The 24,166-nt window shown below is 68.0% G+C and carries 20 protein-coding genes; 9 read left to right on the plus strand and 11 right to left on the minus strand.

Features of this window, described 5'->3' with window-relative positions:
* Window positions 1-43: 43 nt before the first annotated feature.
* From ACQVBX_RS11305 to pilG, 7 genes are all read right to left on the minus strand, one after another.
* Window positions 44-520: a chemotaxis protein CheW gene (locus tag ACQVBX_RS11305; protein ID WP_431634179.1), complete on the minus strand. Its 477-nt coding sequence runs from the start codon at window positions 518-520 to the stop codon at window positions 44-46.
* Window positions 520-2,226, minus strand: a complete 1,707-nt coding sequence (locus ACQVBX_RS11310) for a chemotaxis protein CheB (protein ID WP_431634180.1) — start codon at window positions 2,224-2,226, stop codon at window positions 520-522. Before ACQVBX_RS11310 ends, ACQVBX_RS11305 begins: the two co-directional genes overlap by 1 nt.
* Complete coding sequence (locus ACQVBX_RS11315; RefSeq protein ID WP_431634181.1) at window positions 2,219-8,296, minus strand: Hpt domain-containing protein; 6,078 nt, start codon at window positions 8,294-8,296, stop codon at window positions 2,219-2,221. Before ACQVBX_RS11315 ends, ACQVBX_RS11310 begins: the two co-directional genes overlap by 8 nt.
* Before the next feature lie 73 nt (window positions 8,297-8,369).
* Window positions 8,370-10,400, minus strand: a complete 2,031-nt coding sequence (locus tag ACQVBX_RS11320; RefSeq protein WP_431634182.1) for a methyl-accepting chemotaxis protein — start codon at window positions 10,398-10,400, stop codon at window positions 8,370-8,372.
* Between the two features lie 116 nt (window positions 10,401-10,516).
* Window positions 10,517-11,056: a chemotaxis protein CheW gene (locus ACQVBX_RS11325; protein WP_431638169.1), complete on the minus strand. Its 540-nt coding sequence runs from the start codon at window positions 11,054-11,056 to the stop codon at window positions 10,517-10,519.
* On the minus strand, window positions 11,053-11,424 hold the full coding sequence (locus tag ACQVBX_RS11330; RefSeq protein WP_431634183.1) for a response regulator: 372 nt from the start codon (window positions 11,422-11,424) through the stop codon (window positions 11,053-11,055). The genes ACQVBX_RS11325 and ACQVBX_RS11330 overlap by 4 nt, the downstream gene beginning before the upstream one ends.
* Before the next feature lie 32 nt (window positions 11,425-11,456).
* Window positions 11,457-11,816, minus strand: a complete 360-nt coding sequence (gene pilG / locus ACQVBX_RS11335; protein ID WP_431638170.1) for a twitching motility response regulator PilG — start codon at window positions 11,814-11,816, stop codon at window positions 11,457-11,459.
* 423 nt (window positions 11,817-12,239) lie between these two features.
* Here pilG and gshB point away from each other — a divergent pair, with 423 nt between their 5' ends.
* From gshB to ACQVBX_RS11370, 7 genes are all read left to right on the plus strand, one after another.
* The gene (gene gshB, locus ACQVBX_RS11340) at window positions 12,240-13,217 is read left to right on the plus strand and encodes a glutathione synthase (RefSeq protein WP_431634184.1); all 978 of its coding nucleotides are present in this window, start codon (window positions 12,240-12,242) and stop codon (window positions 13,215-13,217) included.
* Window positions 13,218-13,264: 47 nt separating this feature from the next.
* The gene (locus ACQVBX_RS11345) at window positions 13,265-14,077 is read left to right on the plus strand and encodes an energy transducer TonB (protein WP_431634185.1); all 813 of its coding nucleotides are present in this window, start codon (window positions 13,265-13,267) and stop codon (window positions 14,075-14,077) included.
* A 55-nt stretch (window positions 14,078-14,132) separates the two neighbouring features.
* Complete coding sequence (locus ACQVBX_RS11350; protein WP_431634186.1) at window positions 14,133-14,702, plus strand: YqgE/AlgH family protein; 570 nt, start codon at window positions 14,133-14,135, stop codon at window positions 14,700-14,702.
* Between the two features lie 10 nt (window positions 14,703-14,712).
* Window positions 14,713-15,180 (plus strand): Holliday junction resolvase RuvX, encoded by a 468-nt coding sequence (ruvX, locus tag ACQVBX_RS11355; protein ID WP_431634187.1) that lies wholly within the window; start codon window positions 14,713-14,715, stop codon window positions 15,178-15,180.
* A complete protein-coding gene (locus tag ACQVBX_RS11360) occupies window positions 15,177-16,103 on the plus strand; it encodes an aspartate carbamoyltransferase catalytic subunit (RefSeq protein WP_431634188.1) in 927 nt (308 codons plus the stop codon). The genes ruvX and ACQVBX_RS11360 overlap by 4 nt, the downstream gene beginning before the upstream one ends.
* Before the next feature lie 65 nt (window positions 16,104-16,168).
* Complete coding sequence (locus ACQVBX_RS11365) at window positions 16,169-17,941, plus strand: hypothetical protein (protein WP_431634189.1); 1,773 nt, start codon at window positions 16,169-16,171, stop codon at window positions 17,939-17,941.
* A gap of 231 nt (window positions 17,942-18,172) precedes the next feature.
* On the plus strand, window positions 18,173-18,532 hold the full coding sequence (locus tag ACQVBX_RS11370) for a BON domain-containing protein (RefSeq protein ID WP_431634190.1): 360 nt from the start codon (window positions 18,173-18,175) through the stop codon (window positions 18,530-18,532).
* Window positions 18,533-18,608: 76 nt separating this feature from the next.
* Here ACQVBX_RS11370 and ACQVBX_RS11375 read toward each other — a convergent pair whose 3' ends face one another.
* A complete protein-coding gene (locus ACQVBX_RS11375) occupies window positions 18,609-19,775 on the minus strand; it encodes a PilT/PilU family type 4a pilus ATPase (protein ID WP_431634191.1) in 1,167 nt (388 codons plus the stop codon).
* An 85-nt stretch (window positions 19,776-19,860) separates the two neighbouring features.
* The gene (locus tag ACQVBX_RS11380; RefSeq protein ID WP_431634192.1) at window positions 19,861-20,898 is read right to left on the minus strand and encodes a type IV pilus twitching motility protein PilT; all 1,038 of its coding nucleotides are present in this window, start codon (window positions 20,896-20,898) and stop codon (window positions 19,861-19,863) included.
* Window positions 20,899-21,206: 308 nt separating this feature from the next.
* On the opposite strand from ACQVBX_RS11380, the gene proC reads away from it, so the two are divergent.
* Window positions 21,207-22,025 (plus strand): pyrroline-5-carboxylate reductase, encoded by an 819-nt coding sequence (gene proC / locus ACQVBX_RS11385; RefSeq protein ID WP_431634193.1) that lies wholly within the window; start codon window positions 21,207-21,209, stop codon window positions 22,023-22,025.
* Complete coding sequence (locus ACQVBX_RS11390; RefSeq protein ID WP_431634194.1) at window positions 22,026-22,601, plus strand: YggT family protein; 576 nt, start codon at window positions 22,026-22,028, stop codon at window positions 22,599-22,601.
* A 28-nt stretch (window positions 22,602-22,629) separates the two neighbouring features.
* Here the strand turns inward: ACQVBX_RS11390 and ACQVBX_RS11395 are convergent, their stop codons facing one another.
* Entirely contained in the window at window positions 22,630-23,598 is a 969-nt protein-coding gene (locus tag ACQVBX_RS11395) for a potassium channel beta subunit family protein (RefSeq protein ID WP_431634195.1), read from the minus strand.
* A 48-nt stretch (window positions 23,599-23,646) separates the two neighbouring features.
* Entirely contained in the window at window positions 23,647-24,165 is a 519-nt protein-coding gene (locus ACQVBX_RS11400; RefSeq protein WP_431638171.1) for a phosphatidylglycerophosphatase A family protein, read from the minus strand.
* Window position 24,166: the final 1 nt, after the last annotated feature.

Here is a 24,166-nt window from a genome sequence, read left to right on the forward strand (position 1 = left end):
ACGGCGCGCCATGGGACGCGCCGTTGCAGATACTGCAAATAACTCAGGCTTCGACGGCGAGCAGGCCGCTGAGCTCGCGCTCGATCATTTCCAGATCGGGAATCACCGCCATGTCGTCGCGCACCAGCACATGCGCGCGCACGCCCGGCGGCAGCGCGGTGCCGTCGTGGGTGGGGATGATCAGTTCCGAGTTGAGCGTGGTCAGGCGCGGAAAACCCTGGGTGAGCACGGCGATGAACGGCAGCTCCGGATTGCCGCCCAACGCCTTGAGCACGGCCACGCGCACGGCGAGGTCCGGGTCGCCCTCGCCGGCGCCGGCCAGGCGGGTGAACGACACCAGCGGCACGCGCCAGCCGCGCCAGGCGATGCGGCCGAGCAGCCAGTCCGGCGCGCCTTCCACCGTCTCAGGCGTGGGCTGGGTGATCACTTCGGCGACCGTGGCGTTGGGCAGCAGCAGGCGCAGGTCGCCGGCCGGCACCAGCACGCAGCGGATTTCGCGCGGGAGGGGCTGTTCGCTCATCAGTATTCCTCGATCAGGCGCGCGGCGAGTTCCGCCGGCGTGCCGGAAAAGTCAGCCAGGTGTTCGGCCAGCACGCCGCCGACCATGTCAGCGTAGTGCTCGCCCGGGGCATCCTCCACCCAGATGCGGCCGCCTCGGTCGTGCACCGCCTGGCAACCGGCCACGGCGTCGTTGGCCTGCCCGGCGAACACGATCGCCAGGGCATCCACGCCGAACACGTTGGCGACGGCCGTGAAGCTGGCATCGATCGACGGGCTGCTGGCGGGCGCATTCTGCGCCGGCTTGATCTCCAGCTTGCCATCGCGGGTGAGGCGCAGCTGGCAATCCGGCGGCACCACCACGATCTCGCCGGAGCGCACGAACTGGCCGTGCGCGGCCGGGCGCACCGGCATCGAGCAGCATCCGGCCAGCTCCTGCACCAGCTCTTCCACCGGGCGACCGCCCAGGTGCTGGATGTGCACGATGGTCGCGCGGAACCCCTGCGGAAGCCGGCGCAGGAACTCGGCGACGGAGGCGCGGCTGTCCAGCGTGGCACCGGTCAGCACCACACGGGACAAGCCGCCGGCCAGCTCTTCGAGCAGCATTTCGTTGCCGGCATGCGGATCGTAGGCCTTGGGCGCGATGGCCTCTTCCAGCGACACCAGCTCGAGCGTCATGAACGGCTCGGAAGCCGGCTCGGCGGCATCGGATTCCGGGGTCAGGAAGTCCAGCGCGCTGACCTTTTCGATGCCGAACTCGGCGGCCGACGGGCGGCTTGGAGCGGGCGGCGCGGCGACGAGCTCTTCGTCGTCGACCAACGACCAGGCATCGGACAGCGTGAAGCGGTTCGATGCGTCTTCGGCAGGCTGCTTCGTTTCCTGCGTGGCCGCCGGCAGGTCTGCGCCGGGCTCGGCCAGGCTCAGGCCTGCGCCCAGCGGCGCAGCTGGCGACTCATCGGCGGCAGGCAGCTCTTCTGCGGCGCTGTCGACCGCGTCCGGTTCGAACGAGCTGTCCAGGAAGTCGCCGTCGTAAAGCGGCGTGTCCGGCAGCGGCTGATCCAGCTCACCGAGCGCCAGCTCGTCCAGCTCGAAATCGTCCAGTTCGCGGGTATCTAGGTCCAGCCCCGACGAGCTGACGAAAGCGGGCGGCGCAGCAGGGTGCGCAGCCTCGGAAAAAGCACCCTCGTCGGCGCCCCCCGGCAGCGGGTCGCCAGCCAGCAGCGCCTCGAGCTCGGCTTCCAGGGATTCCGATTCGGCCGCGGTCTGCGCCTCGTGCAGGTCTTCCGCAGCGGGTGCGGCGGTGGCCGCGAACGCGGGTTCATCCGATGCGTCGGCCTGTGCTGCGGGCAAGGCCGGCTCGACCTCGGCCGGAGCCGGGGGACGCGGCGGATCGACGTCGCTGCGCGCCATCACCTTGGCCGCCAGATGGCGGGCCCAGCGCGCGCGCGCCCAACCGTCCAGCGCCCGGCTGGATGCGGCCTCGTTGAACACCACCCGCGGATGGTCGCCCTGGATCGAATCGTCCAGCCGATCGAGCACCTCGTCGACGGCATCGTCGAGGTTGATCACCACCACGTCGGCACCGATGCGCTCGAGCAGCGCCCGGCTGAGGTCGGCCAGCCCGCCCTCGTGGACGATGCTGGCGCCGCGTTCGTGCAGGGCCTCGCGCAGGTGGGCACCGAGCTCTGCGTCGTCAAACAGCAGGGCGACGGCCGTTGCTTCAGCCATTGGCGAGCTCCATCGCGCGCTGCTCGAGCACCTCGCCGATCTGCGCCAACAGCTCGGCTTCCTGGTACGGCTTGCCGAGGTAGCGATCCACGCCGATGTCGAACGCGCGCTGGCGATGCTTCTCGCCGGTACGCGAGGTGATCATGATGATCGGCACGTCGCGCAGGCGTGGATCCGCCTTCATGTGCTCGGCCAACTCGTAGCCGTCCATGCGCGGCATCTCGATGTCGAGCAGCATCAGGTCCGGCACGCGCTGTTCGTGCAGTTTCTCCAGCGCGTCGACGCCGTCCTTCGCGGTGTTGACCTCGTAATCGTGGCGTTCCAGCACGCGGCCGGTGACCTTGCGCATGGTGATCGAATCGTCCACCACCATCACCAGCGGCTTGGTGCGGGTCTCCTCGATCACCGGCGTGGACACCGGCGCCAGGCCCTCGGCCAGGCGTTGCTCGCGGCGGGCAATGCCATAACGCACCAGCGGGGCGAGATCCAGAATCATCAGCACCGAGCCGTCGCCCATGATCGTCGCGCCGAGCAGGCCCGGCACCGAGCTGATCTGCGGGCCGACCGACTTGACCACGATCTCGCGCGAACCGATCACTGCGTCGATGCGGATCGCCGCACGCAGGTCGCCGGCGCGAGTGATCAGCAGCGGCAGCTGCGGTTCGTCCGCGGCATAGCTGGCGGTGAGGCCGAGCAATTCGGCCAGATCGTGGATGCCGTAGTCCTCGCCGTTGTGCAGGAACGAGGGCTCGTCGGAGGCCAGGTGGATCGACAGCTCGTCCGGCGTGATGCGGGCCACGCCCTGCACCGAGGTCATCGGGATGGCGAAGGTGGACTCCCCGATGCGCACCAGGATCGCCTGGGTGACCGCCAGCGTGAACGGCAGGCGCAGCACGAAGGTGGTGCCCTTGCCCGGCTGCGATTCGATCGACAGCGAACCGCCGAGCTGCTTGATCTCGTTGGCCACCACGTCCATGCCCACGCCGCGACCGGCGAGCTGGGTCACCGAACTGGCGGTGGAGAAGCCCGGCTGGGTGATCAGGGCAAGCAGCTGGTCGTCGCTCGGCTTGGCCTCGGCGCGCAGCAGGCCGCGTTCGACGCCGCGCTTGCGCACGGCTTCGCGGTCGAGGCCGCGGCCGTCATCCGCCACACGGATCACCACCTCGGTGGCCTCGCGCGCAACGCGGATGCGCACCGCACCCTCCTCCGGCTTGCCCGCCTTGCGGCGCTCTTCCGGCGACTCGATGCCGTGCGCGATCGCGTTGCGCAGCATGTGCTCGAACGGCGCCTTGATGCGGTCGAGCAGGTTGCGATCCATTTCGCCGTGCGCGCCCTCCACGTACAGCTGGGCGCGCTTGCCCTCTTCCTGGGCGGCCTGGCGCAGCGTGCGACGCAGGTTCGGCACCATCGTGTCGAACGGCAGCATGCGTGTGCGCAGCAGACCTTCCTGCAGGTCCGAGCTCACGCGCGACTGCTGGATCAGCAGCGTCTCGGACTGACGGGTCAGTTCGTCGAGCATGCTCTGGATCGAGACAAGGTCCGACACCGACTCGGCCAGCGCACGCGAGTACTGCTGCAGCTGGGAGAAACGGTCGAGCTCCAGCGGATCGAACACCGCCATACCCGCTTCGCGATGCTCGCGCTGGAAGCGCGCGATGATCTGCGCCTCGGTCTCGATTTCCAGCATGCGCAGCTGGCTGCGCAGTCGCGCGACCGTCTGTTCCAGCTCGACCAGGTTGAAGCGGTAGCCGGCGACCTGCTGTTCCAGACGCGAGCGGTAGATCGCCACCTCGCCGGCGTGATTCACCAGGTTGTCCAGCAGCTCGGCGCGGACGCGAATCTGTTCCTGCGGCGAACGGGCCTCGTCGTGGCCGTCCGGCAACAGTTCCGGCAGCAGCTCGGGCAGCTCGGCGGCGGCCACCGCCGGCTCTCGTGCCGGCGTAGCGGCCGCAGCCGACGCCATCTCCTCGCCGCGCTCGACCAGTGCCTCTTCGCCCGCGAGCGCGAGCAGATGATTGATGGTGTCCTGCGGGTAGCGGATGCCCTTGTTCTGGCTGATCCGCTGCACCAGGGCATGCAGGCGGTCGAAGCCCACTTCCAGTGCCCCGATCAGGGTCGCCACCTGGGCGCCTTCACCGCTGATCGGCTTCTCCAGCAGGGTCTCGATCGCGTGGGCCAGGTCACCCACCGGCACGAAGCCGGCGATGCGCGCACCACCCTTGAGCGTATGCAGGTCGCGCTGCAGCGAAGGCACCTGGGCCAGATCCGCCGGCTCGGCACGCCATTGGGCGAGCGCCTCGTCGGCGTGGTCGAGGATTTCGCGCGCTTCCTCGGCGAACACTTCGAGGAGATCCGGATCGATATCGCCGCGCCACAGCTCGGCGTCTTCGGCACCCTCTTCCTCGTCGCGTTCGTCCTCGCGTTCCTCGGCCTGCTCCTCGGCCACGGCCTGCTCGACCGCCTCGTCGGATGCGGTCGCCGGCAACTCCGGCTCCTCGGCATCCAGCGCCTCGGACGGCGATGCCTCGGCCGCCAGCTCGTCCGCATCCTCGGCGGGAACGGCGGCGGCGGTCTCTTCGGCAGCGGCCGGCGCCTCGTCCACGGCCTCGACAGGCTCTTCGGCCGGGGCCATCTCGGGCTCGGCATGCTCTTCGACAGGCTCTGCACCGGCCGCCGCATCGGCTTCTGCCGCGGTGTCGGCTTCTGCCCCGGCATCGGCTTCCTCGACGGAGGCCGATTCGGCCGGCGTTTCGTCGAGCAAGCCGGCGAACATCGCCGCGATGTCCTCTTCGTCGGAGGCCATCGGCGTAGTCGGCGGCGTCGGTGGCGTCGGCATCGACGCGCCCTGCTGCAACGGATCGAATGCGTCCAGCGCCGCCATCATCTCGTCGGCGAGACGATCGTGATGCTCGTCTTCGAGCTGCTGCTCGCGGCGTGCATCCACTTCGGCGAGGCTCTCATCCAGCGCGGCGGCCGCCTCGGCGTGCGAATCGCCCGCCTCGCCCTCGTCGGCGTCCTCGTCGCGCGATTCGAAGACAACGTGCGCCACCTGCGGCTCGGGCTGCGCATCGCGCAGCTCGGTGATGCGGGCAACCAGCGCGTCCACGTCGGGCAACTGCGGATCGGCAGCGTCGAACTGGGCCATGACGTGATCGACCACATCGGCCGAGCGGCCCAACAGATGCAATCCTTCGGTCGACAGCGGCACATTGGCTGCGCGCAGGCGCTTGAGCAGGCTCTCCAGCGGCGACAGGAGCTGCGTAAGCAGCGAAATGTCGACCATGGCAATGGCGCCGTGCAGCGTGTGCACGGCGCGCAGCAAGGCATCCTCGATGCGCAGCTCGGTGCCGCTGCGGCCGATATGCGCGCGGATGGTCTGCAGGTACTGAGCCACTTCGCTGCGCAGGATTTCCAGCAGCACCGAGTCGACCGGTGGCATCACCGGCATCGCGATGCTTTCGGCCGGCGCGGCGGGCTCCGACGGCGCCGTCTCGGCCGCGTTCGCCAAGGTGGCGGCGGGCACGTCGGCACTGGCGGTATCGAAGCGCGGCACGCGTCGACGCACGACGCGGCGCACGGTCTCGGTGGCCGCGGTGGCGAACTGCGAAATATCCGCCTGCTCGCCGGCGGCCAGGCGGTCGGCGGTCTGCATGATGGCGCCCAGCGGCGCATTCGGCGTGCCTTCCCCGCGCAGCGCCGTCAGCAGCTGCGGCAACGCGGCGATGGCATGGCGCACCAGCGCCTGCACGCCCTCGTGCGGCTCGATGCTCTGGTCCAGCACGCGATTGAGCATGTTCTCCACGCGCCAGGCGAATTCACCCAACGTGGTGGCGCCCACCAGGCGGCCCGATCCCTTGAGAGTGTGGAACGAGCGGCGGATCGGCGTGAGCGCGGCGATCTGCGTGGGATCGGCCAGCCAGGCCTGCTCGGCGCTCTGCAGGTTGTCGATCTCCTCCTGCATTTCCTCCAGGAAGATCTCGCGAATGTCATCGTCGATGCCGTCGGTGGAACTCTGGAAGCCCGCGTCCGCGGCCATCGGATCGGCCACCGGGCGCTGCTCGACCACTTCCTCCTCGATCTCGATCCAGTCTTCGCCGCCGTCGCCGGCATCCGCGCCCGCCATGGCGGCAGACGAATCCACCGTCTCAGCCAGATGCAGGCCCGACACGTCCTGCGCAGGCTCGGCCGCCACCGGCGCCTGACCGAACATCAGGCTGCCGAGATCGTCGCCAGCGCCCACGCTGACCGACTCGGACAGCGCCGGCTGCGCGGCCAGCTCCTCGTCCAGTCCAGCCAGGGCATAGCCGGAGGGCTCCACCAGCAGTTCCGGCTCGAGCGCGGGGAGCGGCGCGCGCGCCGCCGGCACCGGCCAGTAGCCGAGCATCGACAGGCTGTGCTCGGCCACGTCGAGGATGTGCTCGAGTCCGCCGCGATGCTCGCGGGCGGCTTCCAGGTAGTACTCCAGGGCAGCGAGCGCATCGGCCAGGTGGTCCATCTGCGCGCTGCTGGGCACGCGACGATCGCCCAGCAGTTCGTTGCCGATGAACCGGCCGATACCGTCGGCCAGCTCGGCCGGACGCGTGCTCGCAAGCATGCGCATGGCGCCGGCGACCTCTTCCATCTGGCCGGGCGCGTCCTTGAGATGGTGGTGCTGCCAGGCCGATTCGACGAAGCCGACGATCGCGTCCTTGACGCGATTGGTGTTGGCGGTGGCCTCCTGCATCAGGGTGGCCATGATGTGGCGCGCCTCGCTGCGCGGCAGCGCTGGCGTGGCGCCCATGTCGGCGCTCGGCTCCTCGCTGCTGCCGAGGCTTTCGATATGGTCATCCAGCGAGGCTTCGACGTAGAGCAGTGCACCGGCGACGTCCAGCAGCGTCTCGTCCTCGGCCGACCGCATGCGGTTGGCGATCTCGTCGAGGATGCGGCGCTGCTCGTTGATCACCCGGCGCGGCACGCTCAGCGCCAGCATGCCCAGCGTATCGCCCACGCGCTCGAGCACTTCGCTCTGCGCGGCGAGCTGGGCCGGATCGGCGTCGCTCTGGCGCAGGAACAGATCGAGCGCTTCCTTCACCCGCAGCAGATCGTCCTTCAGCGCGCGCGACACGGAGTCGAGCAGCGCGCGGTTGTGGCCGGCCATCGAGCCGCGGGCGTGTTCCAGCTCGGCGGCGTCGGGCAGCAGGCTGTCCAGCGCATAGGTTTCGCGCAGCAGCTGCATCTGCGGGCTGCGCTGCTTGGCCTGCGCCACGATGAAGAGCAGCTTGCGTGCCAGGTCGTCGGCGTCGCCGCCGCGTAGGCTTTCCTCGCCGTGCTCGAGCATCTGGCGGATGCTGCGATCGACCTTGCCGATCAGCTGGCGTACTTCGGCGGCCTGCGCCTTGAGGTGCCCTTGCTCGAGCCCTTCCAGTGCGCCGGCGGCGATCCACCACAGTCGACGACCGGGGGTGCTGTGACAGCAACCGGTGATGGCGTTGAGGGTGTCGCGCATGCCCAGCAGCTGCTGGTCGGCGTTCTGCCCGCGGAACCAGGCCAGCAACTGCTGCTGGAAGCGCAGCCGCAGATCGGCCACGCGGCCGCGGCGCGCGAGCGCCTCGGTCTCGCTCACCGCTGGCGGAGCCTGCGGCGGCAGCGACGCATCGAGGCGCGGGTTGAACAGCGCCACTTCCGTCAGTGCCGCCATCTTGCGGCTGGCGCGCAGCTCGTTGAGCAACGGCAGCAGCACCACCGGCACGTCGCGATGTCCGCTGGACAGGCGCTCGAGGTAGTCAGGCAGCTGCATGAGGCCGCGCATCAGCGAGGCATAGGCCTCTTCGCGCTGGGGCACGTGATCCTCGAGGAGCGCGATGGACAGCGTCTCCATCTCGTCGGCGACCATCGCGGCGCCGTACAGCTCGACCATCTGCAGGGTGCCGTGCACCTGATGCAGGCTGTCGGCGCACGAGCGCATCGCATCCCGGTTGCCCGGGTTGTCGACGTAGGACTCCAGCGCATCGCGGGCCGCGGCCAGAGTCTCGTCGAGCTCCGGCTTGACCCACTGCAGGGTGGTGAAATCGATGTGGTCTTGAAGTCTCATGCGCCCCTCACTGCGGCTGCGCCAAAAGGCATAGCGCAACCGTCGAGGTTGCCCCCTGTCATGTAAGCCCGTGTCAACCCGGCAGCTTGAAGTGCGCCACCGAGCGGCGCAGATCGCTGGCCAGCTGTGCCAGGTAACCGATCGAGTCGGCCGTCTGGCTCGCGCCCTGCGACGTCTGCGAGGTGATTTCCTGGATCGCGTTCATCGATTGGGAAATGTCCGTAGCCGCCGCCGACTGCTGTCGTGCTGCCGTGGAGATGTTCTGAATCAGCGCGGACAGATCGTGCGAGACGCGCTCGATGTCGCCCAGCGCGCTGCCGGCGTCCTCGGCCTTGCGGGCTCCGGACACCACCTCGGCGGTGGTCTGTTCCATCGAGCTCACCGCCTCGTTGGTATCGGACTGAATCGCCTGCACCAGCGTCTCGATGCGCTTGGTTGCGCTCGCCGAACGTTCGGCGAGGCGCTGCACTTCGTCCGCCACCACCGCGAAACCGCGGCCGGCTTCACCGGCCGACGCCGCCTGGATGGCCGCGTTGAGCGCGAGGATGTTGGTCTGCTCGGCAATGTCGTTGATCAGTTCCACGATCGAACCGATTTCCTGCGAGGACTCACCCAGGCGCTTGATGCGCTTGGAGGTTTCCTGGATCTGGTCGCGGATCGAGTCCATGCCCGAGATCGTCTCGCGCACCACTTCGGCGCCGCGCGAGGCGATCTGCACCGAGCGCTCGGCCACGTCGGCCGATTCGGCCGAATCCTTCGACACGTTGTCCATCGAGCTGGCGATCTGGTTGATCGCCGAGGTCGCGGTACTGATGCGCTGGGCCTGCGCCTGCGCCGATTCAGCCAGCTGGCGGGCGGTGGTCTGGGTTTCCTGCGCCGACGAAGACACCTGCTCGGAGGTCTCGTTGATCGTGGTCACCAGCGTGCGCAGCTCGTCGATGGCGTAGTTCACCGAGTCGGCGATGGCGCCCGTAATGTCTTCCGACACCGTCGTCTTCACGGTCAGGTCGCCTTCGGCGAGCGAGCCCATTTCGTCCAGCAGGCGCATGATCGCCTCCTGGTTGCGCTGGTTGAGCTCGGCCGAGTCCTGGAAGCGCTTGCGCTGATCGCGCACCAGCGTGAACACCAGCAGCAGCGCGAACGCCACCGTGCCGATCGCGCCGATGATGCCCCACCACAGGTTCGGGAACAGCCGGCGCAGCGGCAGCTTGCCGATCTGGTCGGCTAGCTCGTTGGCGCGCAGCAGCACGTTCTGCGAATCCAGCGAGGCCTGGTTGCCGGCGCGCTTCACGTCGGCGATGTTGCCGGCGGCGGAAACCAGTTTGGCCACCGGATCGGCCAGGCCGCTCCAGCTGGACTGCATGTCGTTGAGGATCTTCTGCGCGTTGGCGTCGTTCATCGCGCGAATGCCCGCGGCGCTGTCGCCCTCGGTCAGGCCCTTGAGCACTGTGCCGTACAGCTGCGCGTCGCGGGCCAGGCCGTCGGCGGCGGACTGCGCGGTGTCGCCACCCTGCAGTACCTCCTGCACGCGGCGGATCATGCGGTCGGCCACCAGCATCTGGCGCGACGAACCGAGCATCTGGTCCGCGCTGCCGTTCTTCTGCTGGAGGATGTTGACCACCTGCTCGGTGCTGGAATTGAGCAGCGGGATCTGCTTGGACAAGGTGTCGGCGCGGCTGGCCGAGTCGAGCACCACCGACTTGTTCGACAGGATCTTGCCGATGTCGCCATCGAGCTGGGCCCAGGCATTGTTCAGCGCGGTGACGGCGCGACCGGCAGGCGAGGCGTTGTTGTCGCCGTAGGCCTGCATGCCGCCCTTGGGATCGCCCTTGGTGAGCTTCTGCACGGCCGAATCGATGGCGTTACGGGTGGTGGCCAGCTCCTGGTAGGAGTTGACGTTGCCGTCCGCCGATTCGATCGCGTACTTCGCCGTCTGCTGCGACAGCACCTGGATCTGCGTGGTCAGTGCCACGGCCTGTCGGTCTTCGGCGTTCTTCTGGTTGAGAAAGACGAAATCCAGCGCCGCGAAACCGATCGAGATCAGCAGCAGAACGATCAGGCCGGTATAGCCGCGTTCCTTGCCGATGCCCCCTGTAGTGCTCATGTTCACCTCACCCTTCCACAACCGTGGGTCCATGCGCCGTGCGCACCGCCCGAGACTTGCCGCCCCTGTTTCCGGCCCGAATCCGGCACCGGCCCTACCTCACCGCTTATCGAACGTCAGGCCGCGGCCTGACGGAAATCCGGGGCACGCACCAGCTTGCCCATGCTGAACAACGCCAGCTTCTGCTCACCGACCCGGTCATCGACAAAACGCGCCAGGCGCGGATCGTCCTCCGGCTCCGCCTCCCGTCGCTGCTGTTCGTCGACCGTGCGCTGGCCGAACACCTCGTCCACCATCAGTGCCACGCTGCCGCCGCTCTGCCGGACCACCAACAGGCGCGTGCGCTCGCTGGGCTGGGTCCGGGTGCCGAACAGGAATCGGCCCAGGTCGATGACCGGCACCAGGTTGCCGCGCACGTTGGCGACACCCAGCAGCCACGGCAGCGTGCCGGGCACCGGGGTCAGCACCGGCACGGCCAGGAGTTCGTTGATCTCGTCGATGCTGCTGACGAACAGGCGCGAACCGACGCGATAGCCGATGCCGCGCCACAACCCCGGCGCCTCCATGGTCTGTCGCGTGTCCGATGCGTGCGCCAGCGAGAGCCGCTCGTAGCGGGCGAGCACCTCGAACGGGGAGAGATTGACCGCCTCGTTCATGCCGCGCTCGGCAACAGGTCGTTGATGCACGCCAACAGCTCTTTTTCCTTCACCGGCTTGGTGATGAAGGCACGCGCGCCCTGGCGCAGGCCCCAGACGCGGTCGGTTTCCATCGATTTGGTGGTGATCATCACGATCGGCACCGCCGAGGTCGCCGGATCGCGCGTCAGCGTGCGCGTGGCCTGGAAGCCGTTCATGCCCGGCATGATCACGTCCATGATCACCAGGTCGGGCAGGTCGGCGCGCACGCGCTCCACGCCCTCTTCGGCCGTGCTCACGGCGGACACGGAATGACCGGCCCCTTCGAGCAACGTGGTGAACACCCGCACGTCGGTGGGTGAGTCGTCGATGATGAGAATCTTTGCCACAGGCCTCCCCTCAGACGCCGGAGTCACGGAAATCAGGCTGCCGTGCCCACATGGCGGTGTATGGCTCCCAGCAGTTCGTCACGCGTGAACGGCTTGGTCAGGTATTGCTCGGCGCCGACGATGCGGCCACGGGCCTTGTCGAAAAGCCCGTCCTTCGAGCTGAGCATGATGACCGGGGTGGCCCGGAACTGGGGGTTGTTCTTGATCAGCGCGCAGGTCTGATACCCGTCCAGGCGGGGCATCATGATGTCAACGAAGATGATGGACGGCTTCTGGTCGGAAATCTTCGCCAGGGCCTCGAAGCCGTCGACGGCTGTCAGCACGTCGCAGCCTTCCTTCTTCAGCAAGGTTTCGGCCGTGCGCCGGATCGTCTTGGAGTCGTCGATCACCATGACCTTCAGACCGGCCAATCCGTTTGCACTCACGTTCAAGTTCACTCAACCCCCCTGTGGCCCGCCCCAGGCTCAGGTGAAGCACCCACCGCGCTGGTGTGATTGCCGTGCGCGGTTCGTGCAGATGAAAAGAATCCAGCTTTTATTTGGTAGAGACGCCTTTTTCGGATGACGCCTTCAGCCGTTGCTGTTTACCGCTTGCCCCACGGCCCGTCAAGCCAAAATGAAGCGGGATGCCGATTGTGCCGCCCTTCCACGAGGATGTCGGCCGCCGCGCCCGGGACTTGATCGTCCCACCCTTCCGTGTGGCGCCTTGCCGGGCAGCCTGCGCTCGGCCACCATCACGATCCCGCCGCCGTCGGCTACCGCAACGCGGCGCCGATGCCGTCACCCCACTCCAGTCACCCCACCCGGAGAAACCCCATGTCGTTCTCGGTCGCCGTGCTGATGGACCCCATCGGTGCCATCAAGATCGCCAAGGACAGCACGTTCGCCATGCTGCTTGAGGCGCAGCGACGCGGCCATCAGCTGTTCTACATGGAACAGGGCGACCTGGCGCTGCGTGACGGGTCGCCGTGGGCGCGCCTGGCATCGCTGACCGTGAAGGATGATCCGAGCGGCTGGTTCAGCCTCGGCGAGGCGCGCTGGCGCGACCTGCGCGAGCTCGACGTGGTGCTGATGCGCAAGGATCCGCCGGTCGACCAGCAATTCCTCTACGACACCATGGTGCTGGAGGCCGCACAGCGTCACGGCGTGCAGGTGATCAACGACCCGCGCGCGCTGCGCGACTGCAACGAGAAGGTGTTCGCGCTGCACTTCCCGCAGTGCATGGCGCCGACCCTGGTCGCGCGCGATCCTGCCGAGCTGCGCCGGTTTGTCGACGAGCACGGCGAGGCGGTGCTCAAGCCGCTGGACGGCATGGGCGGACGCGGCATCTTCCGCGTCAGTAGCGGTGACAGCAACCTCAACTCCATGCTCGAAACCCTGCTCGGCGGTGATTCGCACGGCCAGGGCCGGCAGTTTGCGGTGGCGCAGAAGTTCATCCCGCAGATCAGCGCGGGCGACAAGCGCGTGCTGCTGGTGGACGGCGAACCGGTGCCCTATGCGCTGGCGCGCATCCCCCAGGGCAACGAGTTTCGCGGCAATCTCGCCGCGGGCGGTCGTGGCGAAGGCGTACCGCTGTCCGACCGCGATCGCTGGATCGCCGCCGAGGTGGGGCCGGAACTGGTCCGCCGGGGCCTGCGTTTCGTGGGGCTGGACGTGATCGGCGACTATCTGACCGAGATCAACGTCACATCCCCGACCTGCATCCGGGAGCTGGACGCCCAGTTCGGGCTTAACATCGCCGGCACTCTGTTCGACGCCATCGAACGCACCGCCGTGGAACCCGTGTCTCAGTGAGCAACGCCGTCCCTCGTCCCCAGCGCCCCGACATGATCGGGGCCACCATGCTGTTTTCCCTGCTGTTCCATGGCGTGCTGCTGCTCGGCATCACGTTCCAGTTCGTCAAGCCGGCCTCGAGCCTGCCGACGCTGGACGTCACGCTGGTCAACGTGGCTAACCAGCAGGCGCCGGACAAGGCCGATTTCCTCGCGCAGGCCAACAACCGCGGCGGCGGCGATCGCGACCGCGCCGAACGGCCTTCCAACGCTTTCACCGGCCCGTTGCCCAAGCCCACCCCGGGCATTGCCAACGCCCGCGTGCAGGCCACCACGCCCGCACCGCAGCCGCCAACCGACCAGCGCCTGATCACCACCCGCGGCGACAGCCGATTCAGTGTCGATGCCAGCACCGGCAAGCCACAGGTGACCAGCGACCCGAACGACCGCGCCGCCGAACTGCGCCGCGAGCAGGAGATCGCCCAGCTCGCCGCCGAACTGCGCCACAAGAACGAGGCCTACGCCAAACGGCCGAAGAAGAAATACATCTCCGCCAACACCCGCGAGTACGCCTATGCGGCCTACATGCGCGGCTGGTCCGACCGGGTCGAGCGCATCGGCAACCTCAACTATCCAAGCGAAGCGCGGCGGCGCCAGCTGCACGGAGAACTGCTGCTCACGGTGGGCCTCAACCGCGATGGCGGCATCAGCAGCATCGAAGTGATCAAGAGCTCGGGTTCGCCGCTGCTGGATGCCGCGGCCGAACGCATCGTGCGGCTGGCCGCGCCGTTTCCGCCGATTCCCCGCGACAAGGGCGTGGACGAGCTGTACATCACGCGAACCTGGCAATTCCTGCCCGGCGACATCCTGCGCAACAAGTAACGTCGCCGCAGCCGGCGTACAGGCAGGCCGCGGTCGGCGGGACTACAATGCACCGATGCGCGACTCCCTCCCCTCCTCCCTCGCCGGGCACTTCCTCATCGCCATGCCCAGCCTGGCCGACGCACCGTTCTCGCGGGGCGTGGCGCTGCTGTGCCAGCACGATGAGGACGGCGCCGTCGGCCTGCTGATCAACCAGCTGTCCGAATACCGCATGGGCGACATCCTCGGCCAGATGAAACTCGATTGCGCCGATCCGGAGCTTGCCGACGCGCCGGTGCTGATCGGCGGCCCGGTGCAGCAGGAACGCGGCTTCGTGCTGCATCGCGAGCACGGCCACTGGGAATCCAGCTTCCGCGTCAACGACGTGTGGTCGATCACCACCTCGCGCGACATCCTCATCGCGATGGCCGCAGGCGAAGGGCCGCGGCACGCGCTGCTGGCACTCGGTTACTCCGGCTGGAGCGCCGGCCAACTCGAGCAGGAGCTCAAGGACAACAGCTGGCTCACGGTGGAAGCCAGCGACCGAGTCATTTTCGACACCCCGCTGGAAGAGCGCTGGAGCGCCGCCGCCGGCCTGATCGGGCTCGATCCGCTGCAGCTCCCCGGCTACGCCGGCCACGCATGAGTCCGGCCCGATGAGCTGCGTGCTGGGCTTCGACGTGGGCAGCAAGCTGATCGGCGTGGCCGTCGGCAACCGCATCACCCAAAGCGCACGGGCGCTGGCCACGATCGCCATGCGCGAGGGCCAGCCGGACTGGCCGGCGCTCGACCGCCTGCATCGCGAGTGGCTGCCGCAGGCGCTGGTGGTCGGCCTCCCACTCACCCTCGACGGCGCCGAGCAGCCGGCCAGCAAGCTGGCCCGGCGCTTCGCCGACGGGCTCAGGCAGCGCTACGGCACCGCACCCGTGCTGGTAGACGAGCGGCACAGCTCGCGCGAAGCGGCCGAACGCTTCGCCGGCGCACGCGCAGCCGGCCTGCGTCGCCGCCGCGATGGCGCACAGATCGATGCCGAAGCGGCCGCCGTGATCCTCGAGCGCTGGCTGGCCACGGCCGAGCTCGACTCACCCCTTTCTTCCTCCGCACCCAACGCCGAGTTGCCATGAGCCCACGCCTGCGTCACCTCACCACGCTCGAACATCTGCCGCGCGAGACGATCGAGCGCCTGCTCGACCGCGCCATGGCCATGCGCGACGCCTGCGCCCACGGCACGCGCAAGATCGACCTGCTGGCCGGCCGTACGGTGCTCAACCTGTTCTTCGAGCCCTCCACCCGCACGCGCACCTCGTTCGAACTGGCGGCGCGGCGACTGGGCGCCGACGTGGTGAATTTCGACATCGGCTTTTCCTCGGCCAACAAGGGCGAGGAGCTGTACGACACGCTGCACACGCTCGAGGCGATGCATCTGGACGCGATCATCGTGCGGCACAAGGTGTCCGGCACGCCGGACGAGCTGGTGCGCCACGCGATGAGCGGCGTGTCGGTGATCAACGCCGGCGACGGCAACCGTGCGCACCCCACCCAGGGCCTGCTCGACGCGCTCACCATCCGCCAGCATCGCCCGGATTTCGAGAACCTCAGCGTGGCCATCTGCGGTGACGTGAAGCACTCGCGCGTGGCCCGCTCGGACGTGCACGCGCTGAGCGCACTGGGCGTGCGCGACATCCGCCTGTGCGGCCCGGCCTCGCTGATGCCGGACGCGGCGGAATTTCCGCAGTGCCGGTTCGTCGAGGATTTCGACCAGGCCATCGAGGGCGTCGATGCGGTGATCATGCTGCGCCTGCAGAAGGAACGCATGGCGCAGACCGACCTGCCCGACGAAGCGGCCTACTTCCGCCAGTACGGACTGGACACCACCCGCCTGGCCAAGGCGCGCAAGGGTTGCCTGGTGATGCATCCGGGGCCGATCAACCGCGGCATCGAGATCGCTTCGGACGTGGCCGACGGCGCGCAGTCGCGCATCCTGGAGCAGGTCGGCAACGGCGTGTTCATCCGCATGGCGGTGCTCGGCGAGCTGCTCGCCCGCTGACCTGCGGAGCGTCACCAACAGGCGGCATAATGGCCGCCGCAACACCACACTCAATGGGGAAGATTATGCGACCGATGAAGCGCGCACTGGCGCTCGGCGTGGCCGGCATCCTGCTGGCTGCCTGCGGCCACAAGGACAAGGATGCACCGTTGGCCTTCGTTCCGGCGGACACGCCGTACGTGGCGGCCAACCTCGACGTAATGGACGACGACACCCGCGCGGCATTGTTCGCCCAGGCCAACGCCCAGCTGCCCGCGCAGGTGGCGCAGATGAAGTCGGCGGCGGACGAGCTGAAGGCTACCGATCCGGACACCGCCAACCTGCTGCGCGCATTCGCCAGCGAGTTCGACGGCAAGACCGTCGAGCAGTTCGCCCAGAACGCGGGCCTGAACGTGAAGGGCTACTCGGCCTTCTACGGCCTCGGACTGGCCCCGGTGGCCCGCTTCCAGCTCACCGATCCGGCCGCGTTCGACGCCTTCGTCGGCCGGCTGGAAACCGCCTACGGCAAGAAGCTCGACACCGCCAAGCTCGGTGACGTGAGCTATCGCCGCCACGTCTCGGCCACCGCAGGTACCGAGGTCATCCTCGCCGTGGTGGGCAAGCAGGCGGTCGCCGCCCTGCTGCCGTCCGATGCCTCCGACGCCTTGCTGCGCCAGGTGCTGGGCCTGGATCGCCCGGCCAAGAGCCTGCAGGACGACGGTCGCCTGGCCAAGCTCGCCAAGGCCAAGGGCTACGGCAAGCAGGCCGTGGGTCTGGTCGACCTGAGCCACCTGCTTCCGCTGATCGCCAGCGGCAAGGATCCATTGTTCCAGGCCATGTTCAAGGCCCATGCGCAGGCCGAGTCGGCCAAGACCGGCGAGCCGGTGGCCAACCAGATGCAGATCCCCGCTTCGTGCGAAACCGATGCCGCCCGCATCGCCGCGCGCGTGCCCACGCTGAGCTTCGGCTACACCCGGCTGGACGCCAAACACCAGGACATGCGCCTGGACGTGGCGATGGCCAGCGATATCACCCAGGCGTTCGCCGGGCTGAAGGTGGCGCTGCCGGGCCTGGGCACCGACGCCAGCGCGCCGTTCGACATGAGCCTGGCCCTGCCCGTGACCGACCTGCGGGCGTTCTGGACGGCCCAGGCGGACGCGGTGACGGCCAAGCCGTTCAGCTGCCCGGCACTGGCCGACCTCAACGAGGGTTTCGCCAAGCTCGGCCCGGCGATGCAGAAGGCGGCCATCCCGCCGTTCGGCGACCTGCTCGGCCTGCGCATCGCGCTGGACAGCCTCAACGCCGGCAACGGTCAGGGGGTGCCGAGCTTCACCGGTCGCATCGTGCTGGGCACCAGCAACCCGTCCGGCTTGCTGGCGATGGGCCAGATGATGACCCCAGCGCTGGCGCAGCTGAAGATCACCGCCGATGGCAAGCCGGTCGCGCTACCGGCCGACCTCACCAAGATGATCGGTCAGCCGGTGTGGGCAGCGATGGGCGAGAAGGCGCTCGCGCTGGCGATCGGCCCCGGTGAGGACGCCAAGCTCGCCGACACGCTGAAGGAGCCCGCAGGTGACGCCGGGCGCATGATGCGCCTGCACCTGGACGGCGCCATGTACCAGAACTGGATCCAGCTGATGATGGACAAGGCCGACAGTCTGGCCGCGATGAGTTCGGCAATGAACAAGGACGCAGCCCCCGGCACCGACCCGGCGGCCGCCCGCCAGGAAGCCGCCACCCGGGCGCACGCGCAGTTCCAGGCGCTCCAGGCCCAGGCTGCCCGGATCAAGGCGCTCAGCTCCGAGGCACACGTGGACGCCGATGGCCTGGTGATCACCAGCCAGACCGAGCTCAAGTAAGGGCTCGGCACATAGCCAAGAGAAGGGGCGCCCACGGCGCCCCTTTTTTTGTGCGTGAGGCTCGCGTGTGCACCGTCACACGGCCGTCTTCGCAAGACCATCGCCGCGCTGAATCGCGCAGCGCGCGGCCCACAAGGCGTTCACGCAGGAATTGTTGCCATTGCCCCCAGGTAGCCAACACGGGCACCGACTGCCTGAGGGCAGCGCCATCCAAGAGAGAGGAGAATCACCATGCGTACCCATCTGATCCGCAAGAACCTGGTCGCCATGGGCCTGATCGCCGCGTTTGCTGCCGCCCCGCTGGCGCAGGTCGCCGCCCAGGACAGCATGCCGAAGGCTTCGTCCAATCAGACCGTGCCGGACAAGGCGGCCGATGCCTGGATCACCACCAAGGTGAAGTCCGAGTTCGCCACCACCAAGGGCGTGGACGCCACCGACATCTCGGTCGACACCAATGACGGTGTGGTCCGCCTGAGCGGCCACGTCGGCAGCGCGGCCGAGAAGATGAAGGCCGAGCAGGTCGCCCGCGGCGTCAAGGGCGTGAAGAGCGTCGACACCAGCGGGCTCACGCTGACCGCCAGCGGCGAATAACGCCGACACGTCAGCCTGCTCGCTGACAGCAAAAGGGGCCCCGCGGGGCCCCTTTTTTACGCACGGTGGCGCCGATTCAGCGGTGCAGCAGTCCACCGCCGAACTGGTTCTTCTCGCGCGACTCTTCCAGCTCCACGCCATCGAGGCCCTGCGACAGGGTATGCGCGTCGCCGCCCTGGGCCAGCTTGATGCGCAGGCGCACCTCGTTCGAACTGTCGGCGTGGCGCAGCGCGTCCTCGTAGCTGATCTCGCCGGCGTGATAGAGCTCCACCAGACTCTGGTCGAAGGTTTTCATGCCCAGGTTGGTGGATTCCTTCATCACTTCCTTGAGCTTGTGGATCTCGCCCTGGCGGATGTAGTCCTGCACCAGCGGCGTACCCAGCAGCACTTCCACCGCGACCCGGCGGGCCTTGCCGTCCGGGGTGGGAATCAGCTGCTGCGCCACGATGCCCTTGAGGTTCAGCGACAGATCCATGAACAGCTGCTGGCGGCGGTCCTCCGGGAAGAAGTGCAGGATGCGATCCATCGCCTGGTTGGCGTTGTTCGCGTGCAGGGTGCACAGGCACAGGTGACCGGTCTCGGAGAAGTTGATCGCGTGCTCCATCGTCTCGCGGGTGCGCACCTCGCCGATCATGATCACGTCCGGCGCCTGGCGCAGGGTGTTCTTCAGCGCGTTCTCCCAGCTCTCGGTGTCGATGCCGATCTCGCGCTGGGTGATGATGCAGCCCTCGTGCTTGTGCACGTATTCGATGGGATCCTCGATGGTGATGATGTGGCCCGTCGAATTGGTGTTGCGGTAGCCGATCATTGCCGCCAGCGAGGTCGACTTACCGGTGCCGGTGCCGCCCACGAAGATGATGATGCCGCGCTTGGTCATCGCCAGCTGCTTGATCACCGGCGGCAGCGTGAGCTCTTCGATGGTCGGGATCTTCGACTCGATCCGGCGCAGCACCATGCCCACGCAGTTGCGCTGGTAGAAGCACGACACGCGGAAGCGGCCGACGCCCTGCGCGGAAATCGCGAACTGGCATTCGTGAGTCTTCTCGAACTCCTCGCGCTGCGAGGGCGTCATCACGTTCAGCACCATGTCGCGCGACTGCTGCGGACTGAGCGGGCTCTGCGTGATCGGCACCACGCGCCCCTGCACCTTCATCGACGGCGCCACGCCGGCCGTGATGAACAGATCCGAGGCCTTCTTGTGGACCATCAGCTTGAGGAACGAGGTGAAATCGAAATCGCTCATGGCGAGTCTCCTCCGGGAGACGAAAAAGCGTTGAACTCAGGCGTGCAGCCGGGCGACGGGGCGCGCGCCCCGCCGATCGCGGCGTTTACTTGAAGGTTTCCTTGTTCTTGGCGTAGGTGAGCGCCTCCTGGCGTGCCACCAGGCCACGCTTCACCAGATCTTGCAGGTTCTGGTCCAGCGTCTGCATGCCGTACTGCTGGCCGGTCTGGATCGAGGAGTACATCTGCGCCACCTTGTCCTCGCGGATCAGGTTACGGATCGCCGGGATGCCCACCATGATCTCGTGCGCCGCGATGCGCCCGCCGCCGACCTTCTTCAGCAGCGACTGCGAGATCACCGCGCGCAGCGACTCGGACAGCATCGAGCGCACCATCGGCTTCTCGCCGGCGGGGAACACGTCGATGATGCGGTCCACCGTCTTGGCCGCCGAGGAGGTGTGCAGCGTGCCGAACACCAGATGGCCGGTTTCCGCGGCGGTCAGCGCCAGGCGGATGGTTTCCAGATCGCGCAGCTCGCCGACCAGGATGTAGTCAGGGTCCTCGCGCAGCGCCGAGCGCAGCGCCTCGTTGAAGCCGTGCGTATCGCGGTGCACCTCGCGCTGGTTGACCAGGCACTTCTGCGAGGTGTGCACGAACTCGATCGGATCCTCGATCGTGAGCATGTGCCCGTATTCGTTCTTGTTGATGTGGTCGACCATCGCCGCCAGCGTGGTCGACTTGCCCGAGCCGGTGGGGCCGGTGACCAGGATCAGTCCCTGCGGCTGCTCGATCAGCTCACGGAAGATGCGCGGACAGGCGAGATCCTCCAGCGTGAGCACCTCGGAGGGAATCGTACGGAACACCGCACCGGCGCCACGGTTCTGGTTGAACGCGTTGACGCGAAAGCGCGCCAGGCCGGGGATCTCGAAGGAGAAGTCGGTCTCGTAGAACTCTTCGTAATCGCGCCGCTGCTTGTCCGACATGATGTCGTAGATCAGCGAGTGCACCTGCTTGTGCTCGAGCGCGGGAATGTTGATGCGGCGCACGTCGCCATCGACCCGGATCATCGGCGGCAATCCCGCCGACAAGTGCAGGTCCGAGGCCTTGTTCTTCACCGAGAAGGCAAGCAGTTCGGCGATATCCATCGGGTAGTTCCCCCTCAACCGATCGTCATGATTAAAGATGTTTTGCGGCAATCGATGCGGGTGTCTGCCCCGGCGCCGGTGGCGTGCGACGGCCATCTGTCGCAGCGGCCAGCGGTCATCGGAGACTGTTCCCGGATCCCCCTTGAGCGGCTCGATACTACTCGCGCCAGGGGCGGCGCGACCAGTCCTCGATGGCGGTTTTGCCAAGGCTGCACACCCTTGCCCGGAAGCGGCGGCGAGCCATGGCGCGAAGCACGCGCGGCGGCGGGTGGGGTAAGGTAGTCGGCTGACGACACACAGGAGCGAACATGACACGCATCGCCTTCATCGGTGGCGGCAACATGGCGCGCAGCCTCATCGGCGGCCTGCTCAAGACCGGCATCCCCGCCGCCACCATCGCCGTCTCCGAACCCCAGGCCGAATCGCGCCAGAGCCTGGCGCGCGAGTTCGGCGTGGCCACCTACGCCGAAAACCGACTGGCCGCGGCCGACGCCGAGGTGATCGTGCTGGCGGTGAAGCCGCAGATCATGCCAGCGATCCACGCCGAGCTGCGCGACACGCTGCAGCGCAATCGCCCGCTGCTGATCTCGATTGCCGCCGGCGTGCGGCTGGACCAGCTCGAGCGCTGGTTCGGGGCGCTGCCGATCGTGCGCTGCATGCCCAACACGCCGGCCCTGATCGGCGCCGGCGCCACCGGCCTATGCGCCAATGCGCGGGTGAGCCCGCCGCAGCGCGCGCAGGCCCAGCACATCCTCGATGCTGCCGGGCTCACCCGCTGGGTCGACGACGAGGCGCTGATGGACACGGTGACCGGCATTTCCGGCTCCGCCCCGGCGTACTTCTTCGCCCTGGTCGAGGCGCTGGAGGATGCCGCCGTGGCGCAGGGCATGGATCGCGGCACCGCCCGCGCGCTGGCCGCGCAGACCTGTCTGGGCGCGGGCCGCATGCTGGTGGAGAGCGGCGAAGCGCCCGGCGAGCTGCGTCGCCGCGTCACCTCGCCCAACGGCACCACCCAGGCGGCGCTGGAGAGCTTTGCGGCCGACGGCCTGCCCGCTATCGTGGCGCACGCCGTCGCCGCGGCTACCCGCCGCGGCGGCGAACTGGCCGCCGAACTGGACAAGACCTAAGTGGACTACCTGCTCAACGCCCTCAAGGTGATCATCCAGCTGGCTTCCAGCCTGCTCTCTACGCTGTTCGTGTTGCGCGTGTTGGCCGAGGCCTCCCGCGCGGATTTCCACAATCCGCTCAGCCAGTTCCTTTACAAGGCCACTAATCCGGTGCTAGCGCCGATACGGCGAGTCATTCCGAACTGGCGCCGGATCAACCTCTCCGCTATCGCGGTCGCATGGCTGGTGATGGTGCTGAAATGGGCCGCGCTGTATGCCCTGGATGGGAGATCGCTGCACCTGGCCGGGCTGGCCCTGCTCGGCGCCGCCGACCTGATCGACTTCGTGCTGGTGTTCTACCTGGTGCTGATTTTCGGCTGGTCGCTGCTGAGCATGCTGCAGGTGGACCCGCGCCAGCCGGCGCTGCGCCTGGCCGGCGCCATTGTCGAGCCGCTGCTGCGCCCGCTGCGCGGCAAGCTGGTGGTGGGCATGCTCGACTTTTCGCCGATGGTGGTGATGCTGGCGATCGTGCTGGCGCGCATCCTGATTGCCGCCCCGCTGATCGACCTCGGCACCGCGATGACGCTGGGCGGCTGAGCCACGACGGCGGCAGCGGGCGCTGCGCTCAGCCCACCGCCGCCTCGACCCGCTGCTTCACCGCCGCAGCCAGCGCCGGCAGCTTGTCCAGCGTATCCAGGTTGTGTGCCAACTGGTCGAGCTTGCTGGCCCCCAGCAGCACGGTGGACACGTGCGGGTTGGCCAGGCACCAGGCCAGTGCCAGTTGCGTCATCGACACGCCCAGTTCGTCGGCGATCGGCGCGATCCGCTGGGCCCGCTCGACGCGGCCCTGGCCCTTGTCCAGCAACTCCTCGCGCAGCCACTCGTAACCGGGCTGGTTGAGCCGGGCGTCACTCGGCACGCCGTCGCGGTACTTGCCGGTGAGCAATCCCGAGGCCAGAGGCGACCAGATCGTGGTGCCCATGCCGTAGGTGTCGTACAGCGGCTCGTACTCGCGCTCCACCCGCTCGCGGTGCAGCAGGTTGTACTGCGGCTGCTCCACCACCGGCGCGGTCAGGTGGTGCTCACGGGCAATGCGATGGGCCTGCTCGATCGCCTCGACCGGCCATTCGCTGGTGCCCCAGTACAGCACCTTGCCCTGGCGCACCAGCAGGTCCATCGCCGCCACCGTCTCGGCGATCGGGGTGTCCAGATCCGGCCGGTGGCAGAAATACAGGTCGAGGTAATCCACCTTCAGTCGCTGGAGCGCCTGGTGGCAAGCCTCAATCACGTGCTTGCGCGACAGGCCACGCTGGGTCGGCTTCGGGTCGGTCACGGCGCCGAAATACACCTTGCTCGACACGCAGTAGCTGTCGCGCGGGAAACGCAGATCAGCCAGCACGTCGCCCATCAGTTCCTCGGCGGCGCCGGCGTTGTAGGTCTCGGCGTTGTCGAAAAAGTTGACCCCGCGATCGTGCGCCAGCGCGATCAACTCGCGCGCCTGCGAGCGGCCGACCTGGCGGCCGAAGGTGACCCAGGCGCCAAACGAGAAAGCGGACAGCTGCAGGCCGCACTGGCCCAGACGGCGATACTGCATGGCAAGACTCCAGCGGAGGTCAGGGCCGGCAGAATGCCAGAGACCGCGTCATGGGACCGCGAGTGCGACACCGCATGCGTGCATCAACACCGCCAGCGCCACGGCGGCGAACACGCCGGCCACCACGTCGTCCACCATCACGCCCATGCCGCTCTTGAGCCGGCGGTCGAGCCAGCCGATCGGCCACGGCTTCCACACGTCGAACAGGCGGAACAGCACGAACCCGGCCAGTACGATCCACCACGGCGCGAACAGCGCCGGCAGCAGCGCGATCCACTGGCCGACGAACTCGTCGATCACCAGGCTGCGGTGGTCGTCGACGCCGAGCAGGCGCCCGGCCACGTTGCAGGCCCATACGCCCAGCGCGAACACCGCCAGCACCACCAGCAGATACGCCGGCAGCGGCAGCGTGCGCAGCAGCAGCCACGGCAGGATCGCCGCCGCCGAGCCGAACGTGCCCTGCGCTTTGGGCGCCAGGCCCGAGCCGAAGCCACAGGCGATCCAGCCGGCCGGCGAAGCCATCAGCAGGCGGCGCTGGGTAGGGGTGAGAGTCTTGCGGTCGGCCATG

Origin of the sequence: Dyella thailandensis (genome assembly GCF_050749815.1) — a bacterium.
GTDB lineage: Bacteria > Pseudomonadota > Gammaproteobacteria > Xanthomonadales > Rhodanobacteraceae > Dyella_A.